Here is an 8,877-nt window from a genome sequence, read left to right on the forward strand (position 1 = left end):
CCGGGTAGTGCAAGTTAGATTCGCTATCGACCAAATCTCACTGCTCTCAAGCGCCTACTCACTATGGTCCACATCTTTTGAACTTGAAGACGAGAGTAGCGTGACAATCAGCCTTGGAGAGGCCACCGGCCACGAGCGTATCGAACTAATCCCAGACTCATTTCTAGTTTTCGAAAAGAGTGATGATGCACGGGAACACCGGCCACTCGCAACGATCGATGGCGCATTCGGTTCGACAATCGACAAGTTCCAATAGAGATCCGCGAGGTTCAGCCTCGATCTTTCATCCGATGCCGCTCCCGGCCTGAGCGGTTCGGATTGATTGCGGTAGGTCTGATTGTGGTGGTCGGGTACGGCAGATTGGCCGGTTGCCGCCGGATCGCGGCCGGGTTTCACAGGCCCGGGGGGGGCGACCGGACCAGGGCGGTTCAATGACCCCGCCCAGAACCGAGGGCCTCACTTCAACACACCAGACGGCGAGCACTATGACTATTAGCATTAAGGTTACGACTTCGTCCGCAACCGAATGGCCGATAGTGACCGAGACCAATCCATTGGTCGAACCGGAATCCACAGCGATCCTTGAGTTGGCACAAGACTGGAGAGAAACTCAAGTCGAACGAGACTTCTCTACGACGCGCTCCGCGCTCGCTGCATCGCTGTCAAAAGACCCCGAAAATCGGCTTGAGCTCCGCTCAGCCACTCCCCCGGCAACCTTCGCAAATAGACTATTGGAACGAAGATTTCTACAGAACGGACTATGGAAGCAATTCGAGAATGACCCTTCGCCGGTCGCGAGCTTCTCCGAGGTTCGAAGATTCGAGGATGGAACCACTCAACTCGTTGGCAGACGAATCGTCTCGAGATACTTAGACGACCTCGCATCGATCGATGGAGTTAGTCATATCGCCGCCGTGCGCAAGCCTTTGGAATCCCCACTATTCAGCGAGCCCGAGACTCTCAATCTACTCGGCGACGCCACGACCAAACTAAACCACAGAATCCTTCTTTCGAGGTCTATCAAGTACCGGCACCCCAGCGATGCAATCATTTTCAGATTCGGCAGTTTTGACGACCCGCATCACGGATTCATTGTCGTCACGAACACTCAGCAAGCGTCAAGTCTCGCAAAAGCGATCGGCGAATACAAACAATCCGCCGACTTCTCGTGACAAGATCGGCCGAATACGATGACACCCAAGTCCGCATGGCAGGAAGTGGCAGAAACCGAGAACTTCGGCCACATCGACCCCCAGGCGTACCTGCATAGCGCGGCAAGCGTTCCGACAATAGTCGCTATCGCATCGTTACAGTCGTCGACATTCGAGATCTACCGAGGTTGTTTGATCCGTGAAGGAACCTCTCATGAGAACGTGGACCTTTGGCTTGAAGAACTGGATTCCACGCAAGCCGCCGAAAGGATGGTCAACCACCTTCACATCTGGGACGTCGCCGACTTCGGGCCACGAAGTTCCGAGTTCATCGCCGCATGGATAGCATCAGGTTGGTCGACCTCGGCCAGATCGCAGTTTCCGGAGCTTCGAATACGAACGTCCCACTCCGAAGGCGGCTACGGTTACGAGGTGAACATTTGGACCGAGCCCGACGCGAAACCCAACCAACAAGTATGAACCGGCTCCTCGGATCTCACAGCGCATCAATTCTGTCGGCGAGCTGATCGGAGGAGATATTCTTCAAGTCATGTGGATCGGCTCGCGTCAGGCCTGACTGGACACAACCCAGATCGGCTCCGAACTCCACGCCATCATCACCGACGTCGCCGGCGGCCCCCCACTGAACCTCGCATTCCCGATTGGGACCAGGAGAATTCTCAATCCATGCCCGAAGAACGAGTAGCTCTCGAATCCGTCATATCAGTACTCCAGTTCCGACTCTTAGGCAGCATTGTGCCGACGCTCCGCGCGGTTTCGGTACACACACCGGCCGCAAACGGGAAGTCTTCAGTCTTCGTCAGATTCGTTCTAGATTCGCAACCCACAGAGACCATCGAAGAAGTATTCTCCGACGTGATTGACGATCTCATTTCGGAAACCCCATCGCGAATCAGTGACTATTTCGACTACCAAATCAGCACCATCGCCGAGCCCGGGATCATAGCCCTCCGGCCCGGCGAATCGCTCGTCTTTCGCCGGTGGGAACCAGGCCTCCTAAAGCTCATGTCGCCCGAAGACGGCATCCGACCCGCCACTGCGCCCCTACCTTCCGCGGCCGAGATTACCGAGACCCTTTCCAACCTGAGTAGCAGGCCAACCACCCGAACCGAGACATCAGCATGGGCTCGATATTGGGTCAATAACATCCAGCCTCCGGAAATCTACCCACGTGAAAATTGGCAGGCCCTCCTCGCTATCTCATCCATAGATCGTGTCGAACCATCTGCCGACCACGCCAATCAACGCCACCTGATAACTGATCTTCAAATTCAGAAACTAATCAAAGAACTTGGCGATAGCAACGGCGGCGTCATACCCTCGCAGGAGCATCACTTCTTCGGAAGTTTACATAATGGAGCGAGCATGTCGCGCAAAGATTTCGATTCAATGAATGAAAACACAAATTGCTCGCCGTCAGAAACAGCTATTTCCTCCGACTGGTTCAGCGCCCTACTCCTCAAAGAGTTCGAGAATTCAGGTTTCCGCCCGGCATACAAGAACACACCTCTACCACTCCGGCGCACCACTGAAGAACTCGAATGGTTTATCGATATTCGATCGATCAACACCAAGCCCGGCTTCAACGTCACCGCGTGCGTAGCATTGAACGCAGGCCCCTGGCAACTACGATCACGACACAATGGGGGCGGACCAAAGTTCGGTTACGACGAGTCGTACATTTCCTGGTCATTCATCGAGTTCTCACCAGGAATTGAGATTGGAGTCCCGCCCGAATCCGGATTCGATCAGGAGTCCTACGAAGATTACGGCCGGAGCCTTCTCGACTTGACGTCGACACTTCCAGTCGCCGAACGGGCTCGCGGCGTCCGAGAGATCATCCATAGAATCAAAGCAGTATCGGACCGAATATCGACACTAGAAGAACTGCGGAGATTCATCCAAGAATTTACCCTTCTACCACCAGCGCACGACATCACCGACCCCTGGCTGCACCCAGATGGAGAACACTTCGGGCAGACATACTCAGAGATGATCCGGAACCATGAAGGCATTCAACCAGGGCCACCTCTAATGTGATAGTGGCCCTGCTGGCACGCCCCCACGCTTCAGTGCCTGAATTGCCAACTCGCCACGGAATCGATGTGAGCAAACGTTGAACTGGCGACGCCCTGAACATCGATCTCGACCAGCACTCACGAAGACAACAGAGGCTGGATGCGATACGCTCTCGATGAGCAGGTACAACACGAGTACACTTCGTACAAACACCGGCGAGTATGGTGGTCCCAAGACGTCAACAACTCTCCGGCGGCCCATACTGTTCGCACTAACAGCCAGAAGTAGGCATCCAATGATCATCTATTGCCGCCAGGACATCAGCACATTTAATCGGCCTGGCTACACGTACTCACTTACGGGAATGAAGCGCTACTGCGCTGTCGGATACCTTGAAAAGAAGAATACTAGCTACTATCTCATTGCGAACGATGAAGGAAGCCCAGAGTGGCTTCCGTGCATATACTTCTACACCCTCGGCGAAATCGAAGCAAGGCCACTAAGCGGAAGCTGGAGATTCATCCATAACTACAATCCCAACGGGACGAATAGCACCACCCTGATCACCTACCCAAGCCTAATTCGCGGCGGGACAGCAGACTACGAGAACCTCCTTCTCGGCAGCTTCACCAAGGCGATCGAATTTCGCGACGCATACGTCCTCGAATCCGCACGAGACGACGTTATCGACCTCGTCTTCAGATGGAGCAGAGGTGAGATCAATCATCTTGAAGTATCAGTGGCCGCGACAGAAATGATCGATGGGAGAGTTGGCAAAGTCCTCGCGAGGGACGATAACGCAATCACCGTTCTTGCCGAGCTGATGGCAGTAACCACGGATGAGACGAGCATCGAAGTGTCCAACTCTCTACTTTCCAAGCTATAGTAGATCTTCGGATTTCAGAGCGCATTTGATGCGTTCGGCGAGCTGGACAGCGTACAGGAGTGACTTCAATATGTAGTCGTCGAGGGCTCCACAAGCCTTGGGGGTCCTGCGCAGGTACTTCGAGGCTGCCATCGATAACCTGAAGCCGATGCCGAGAGATGAGGCGACCTTCTAAGCAGGGATGAGGTCCAACCGTTGAAACACAGATGCCATCCGCAACCTTACACAGACTCCACGCAAACCAAGGAAGTATCGGACGAAGTTGGGGCTGCCAATGCACCTACGCCGAGTGGCTCGAATTGATGACGATAGAACACATTGAAACGCCTATTGCATTGGCGCGAATTGCCTGGCTTCCTCCGGCCGGCGGAGGTCGACAATCAGGACCGCCTACCGCGCCCGTCTACATGAGCACATGCCGCTTCCGAATGGACGACAATCAGCATTCGACAGCTGGCGACGAGCTCCACAGCATCCTGGTAGAGAAACTGCATTCAGAGGATGCCGATACCTGGGTCTGCGCAATCGACCTCCCATTCTCGCCAGCCTTGCCGATACTTAGAGAGCTCTCAACGATCGAACTCACAGAGGGCCCAAGAACAGTGGCGGTCGGGACGATCCTGGAAATCCATTGAACCTCCGAGGCTCCTTCACGGGACCCTGCGAACCCGCAAGGAAGGACAATCTACAGTTGGCCGAAGTCATGGTACGTACAGTCTGCGGTGTCCACCCGACAGGCCGCGTGCGTCATTCCCAGGCTTCGATGGTCACGATTGTTCGTCCGACAATGCAGGGAAACTCCGCGCATGGACCGACCCGGTCGGACTTATGTGGCTCTTCGGATCCGAGAGTGCGTCGACTCCCTCGACGAAGCCCAAGGACCCTGGCTACAGTAGATCCTCCTAGTGTCGGCCGTAGTAAATCAACACGACGAGACCAGAGCCTAGAGTTCAGATTATCGAAATGAAACCAGATGGAGATTCAATGCAGGCGCCCCACGCCACCGATCTCGAAGACCTTGGACTGCAGGTCTCGCACGACGTGGAGAGCCCGTGGGTCACTACGGTCACAGCCACCAACTACGTCGATGAATCGATAACCGTTACCTGGAGTACTCAGGAGGATTTTGCGTGGATCCAGTTCTCGATTTCGGAAACTCCCAGAGTCGAGATCTACCGAGACCAGGTCGAGAGTTTGCAGTTCTCTCGCGATCCGAACGGAAGTCTGCAGATTCACATCTCAACAAGATGGCCGGATACTTCCGGATCAACCAGGATAACGCTCGACAATAGAGTGATCATCCGTGATTCCGTTACTCAATCCAACTGACTACCTGGAAGTTGAACAGTGCGGCAAGAGACACAACTCGAAGAGCCCGACCGAGCTTCCATTTCGACTATCCAGTCAGCCATCGGTCGCACAGTTTCAGACGTACACCGCATTGACTGGGAAACCGGCGAGGCCGCGCAATTCAGTACGCCAGGCGCGAACCTTCGCGAGACATTCCATCCAATTATCGTCCAATTCTCGGACGGCACGAGGATTCGATTCTACAGTGAGGTCTCGAACACAGTTCGACTGACTGCGGAACTGGCCGAACCCCAGCTTCCCGGACTTCCAGATGCGAACGCAATAGGCATTCGAGTCGCACAAGTCAGATTTGCTGTTGACCAAGTCTCGTTACTCTCGAACGCCTGGACCCTATGGTCTGCATCCTTCGTATCTCCTGACGGAAGAAGCCTCACTCTCGCTCTCGGCGAATCAACAGGACACAAGAGTATCGCGCTCATCCCGGACTCGTTCCTAGTGTTCGATAACAGTGCTGATGCACGCAGATAAGGCCGACTGCGTCGATTGACGGAGCCTTCGGGTCAATACTCGAAACGTAGCAACCGAAGTCGGCAGATTCATCTGCTGCTGATCTGCCAAGATGCATCACGACTGGCGTTGTCCGCGACGGCGTTTCCCCTTGTGCTGATCCCGAGGTCCCCCGCGACCGCGGCCACGCGCAACTTATCGACAGCGATGCGTTGCAGAATCCACCGCTCGGTCCGGCATAGCATCACCGCTCGTGGTGCCGCGATCGTGATGATGTCGGCACGAAACACCCCACCTCGAACAGTCGACAGTGCGTGACCGCCACATGCAGCAGTACCGGCCGCCCCGCGGGTGGGACAGCCGTGACACCCGATCAACATGATCACTCACTTGACCAGTAGTATCGCAGCCCGGACAGCACGAACCAGGGTAGAGGATCCGGCAGACGATATGAGTCCGCTCGTCGAGATCAATAGGCACTCCAGTGATCGTGAGTCCGAGTTCGACGGTTCGGCAGATCACGTAAGCGGCAGAGCACGTAGGCTCGTCCATGGGTCCTGGTCGTGCGAGTTTGGGTGTGTGAGAGCTTTCATTCTCACGCCCAGGACCCGCCTACATGTTGTGGTCACACCCGCTCGAGCTGGACCGCACCTACGCACTCTCAGATCCGAAGAGCCCCTATAATACGAACGGGAATAGCGAACATGGATGACGCCGGCGGAGCATCGCATCTAGACGACCCTGATTTTCTGCTGCACATGGCCACGAACGAACTTCTCCCACGCAGCGAATGGAACGTCGACTACCTCAGCGAGGCGTACCGTCGATTCACAATGCAACAAGAAGGCCGCCACCTGTTTGAGCCGTTCATTGACGATATCATGACGGCACTTCCGGACCAGTCGGTTCAAAGTGAAATGTTCTGGCAGCCGGATATCGGCGGACTTCCTGAAGAATTCTATTCGACAGTCGCCCAGATAGCCGCATCACACATAATGAATCCACGCCGGGCGTACCAGGACCACTATATGAACATGCTCGCGGGGCTCATCGGGAAGACGGCAGACAGACAGACGTCCAACGAGCTATGGGCCGTGTTCCCGCAGCGCCTACGTGAGTCGGCCGAGTTGAGTGAAATCGACACCAACCGAGGAGAAGGTCCGAAGTGCGCTGTTCAATGCACTAACGCAGCTCAAACCAGTATCTGCACAACGACTCTCGACAATCGAACGGTTGATCCTCGATCCGAAGCTAGGGCCGGGACGGATCTTCGTGATCGCAAAGCTCTCCGCTCGAACAGACGCGGGACAAAAGCTGATCGTTAAACTGATGGACGATCCTCAAATCGGGCACCTGGTGAAATCGAAGTTCTCGTCACGTCTCGAACGTTCCCGTACTCAGTGAGCCACCGACCGTATTCAACTCCCTGAAGGCAAATGTCAAGATGGCATCGCAACCAACTCCCCGAGCCGTACTCAATTCTTTCATAGGTGCCAGCGTCAGCAGGGTGGAGGAACTCGTTGCCAAGCCGCCCCACAAGACCCCAGGACCATACCTACTCGATGGAGCGATCGAGTTCGAACAAGGTTTGCGCTTCATATTCGACGATGCGCGGATCCTGACCATCAAATGGATGTCACTGGGTATACATGAGGGGCTTGAGGTCATTTCAGGACTGCGCGACTACGACCTTTTCAGCACGAGAGAGATAGTTCACGACCTCCGGATCGGCGTTCTGGAGGCCGTGTCGCCAGAAGTATGTCCGTTCGATGAGATACACCATATTTCGCTTGTCGGAAGCGTTCAGCTGATCGACATACTTCTCGCGGAGGTTGACTACGCTAAGAATGCCGTTGTTCCGACATCAGACGCAGTAACCGTTGTCTGGAATCCCCTGTCCATAGACTATTCAGAGTTCCCCGGCATTCGGTCTCGATAGCGCAGACGCACCCCATGGGTCGCTTTGCCGCAGATCTTGTCGGCACTCAATCATTCCAGCGGCAGCTGATTCGCAAGCGCAAGTATCTGGTCCTTCTTCGCACCCTGCGCGCCGACTGCGAGCCAGACGTTCTCCACGGTGTCGGGCCGGAGGTAGGCGACACCATTCCGTTCATCGAGGTATCCGGTACCGAATCGCCACCGAATCGCTTGCGCTCCGGGTTTCCGCGAGGCAGCGGCGAATACCGAGTCCGTGGCGTCTTTCGAGACCAGCCATGCCAGCGCCAGCATCGTCGACTGACCAGCACACGCCATACGTGCGCGTGCGTACACCTTTCCGCTCCCCTGGTCTGCCGGCCCCATCTCATCGTCAAAACCGGACAGCAGCCATGAGCAGCTGATGTCGTTCCAACCCGTGGTGTCTGGCGTCTGCGGCAGCAGCTGGGGAAACAGTGCGACCAAGGGTGCGTAGTCGCCCCAGTTCGGGCCCACGGTCACGTCGCCGGAAGAACTCGGCGCCGACGTCACGCCATCGGAAATGGCGCGGACAACATAGTTGTGCTTCCCTTCGGTCGCGGTTTTGTCAGACACGGCCGTGTCGCTCCCGCTGTACACCACCGCCGATCCGTCACGCACCACCTCATAAGAATCCGATCCATCGACGCCCGTCCAGGCGATCTTCACGACGACGCCGTTGGCGGAGACGCTCACACCGGTGGGCGCGTCAACGGAGCCGCCCCCACCGATGACGAATCGGACTACGAGGAGCGCAACCACTAGAGCAACAGCAGCGGAAGCTCCGATGACTGCAAAGTGGCGGCGCACGCTTGTCGTTCCGGTGGTGGAACGGTCTCCTGATCGACCAATCATCAGAACGGCAGCCTTCCCAGCGTCTCGCGTGCTTTCGCGGTGTCTCGTGGATTCGGGAAGACGACCTCCACAAACGTTCTGGCCCGTTTGTCGTCGTCGTCGAAGATCCAGAGAGACCGCGCTTCGCCGCCCTGCGTTCCCGTCCGTGCCCGGCCGACACTGTTCTGTGCTGGG

9 protein-coding genes are annotated in these 8,877 nt (G+C 56.0%); 8 read left to right on the forward strand and 1 reads right to left on the reverse strand.

What is annotated here, in order from left to right; translation table 11 throughout:
* The 8 genes from GM1_RS22815 to GM1_RS20915 form a co-directional block, all read left to right on the forward strand.
* Positions 1-256, forward strand: a 256-nt coding sequence (locus tag GM1_RS22815) for a hypothetical protein (RefSeq protein WP_217997963.1), incomplete at its 5' end; no start/stop codon positions are given.
* 280 nt (positions 257-536) lie between these two features.
* The gene (locus GM1_RS22560; protein WP_008382230.1) at positions 537-1,172 is read left to right on the forward strand and encodes a hypothetical protein; all 636 of its coding nucleotides are present in this window, start codon (positions 537-539) and stop codon (positions 1,170-1,172) included.
* Between the two features lie 18 nt (positions 1,173-1,190).
* Complete coding sequence (locus GM1_RS20885; protein WP_008382232.1) at positions 1,191-1,631, forward strand: hypothetical protein; 441 nt, start codon at positions 1,191-1,193, stop codon at positions 1,629-1,631.
* 207 nt (positions 1,632-1,838) lie between these two features.
* Positions 1,839-3,212 (forward strand): MafI2 family immunity protein, encoded by a 1,374-nt coding sequence (locus GM1_RS22565; protein ID WP_157436253.1) that lies wholly within the window; start codon positions 1,839-1,841, stop codon positions 3,210-3,212.
* A 343-nt stretch (positions 3,213-3,555) separates the two neighbouring features.
* The gene (locus tag GM1_RS20890) at positions 3,556-4,077 is read left to right on the forward strand and encodes a hypothetical protein (protein ID WP_075051925.1); all 522 of its coding nucleotides are present in this window, start codon (positions 3,556-3,558) and stop codon (positions 4,075-4,077) included.
* A gap of 963 nt (positions 4,078-5,040) precedes the next feature.
* The gene (locus GM1_RS20900) at positions 5,041-5,406 is read left to right on the forward strand and encodes a hypothetical protein (protein WP_157436255.1); all 366 of its coding nucleotides are present in this window, start codon (positions 5,041-5,043) and stop codon (positions 5,404-5,406) included.
* A 1,193-nt stretch (positions 5,407-6,599) separates the two neighbouring features.
* On the forward strand, positions 6,600-7,220 hold the full coding sequence (locus tag GM1_RS20910; protein WP_008382237.1) for a hypothetical protein: 621 nt from the start codon (positions 6,600-6,602) through the stop codon (positions 7,218-7,220).
* Positions 7,221-7,402: 182 nt separating this feature from the next.
* The gene (locus tag GM1_RS20915) at positions 7,403-7,834 is read left to right on the forward strand and encodes a hypothetical protein (protein ID WP_040520935.1); all 432 of its coding nucleotides are present in this window, start codon (positions 7,403-7,405) and stop codon (positions 7,832-7,834) included.
* 50 nt (positions 7,835-7,884) lie between these two features.
* Here the strand turns inward: GM1_RS20915 and GM1_RS20920 are convergent, their stop codons facing one another.
* The gene (locus GM1_RS20920; protein WP_052005504.1) at positions 7,885-8,610 is read right to left on the reverse strand and encodes a hypothetical protein; all 726 of its coding nucleotides are present in this window, start codon (positions 8,608-8,610) and stop codon (positions 7,885-7,887) included.
* Positions 8,611-8,877: the final 267 nt, after the last annotated feature.

Origin of the sequence: Gordonia malaquae NBRC 108250, assembly GCF_000344135.1 — a bacterium.
In the GTDB taxonomy this organism is placed as follows: domain Bacteria; phylum Actinomycetota; class Actinomycetes; order Mycobacteriales; family Mycobacteriaceae; genus Gordonia; species Gordonia malaquae.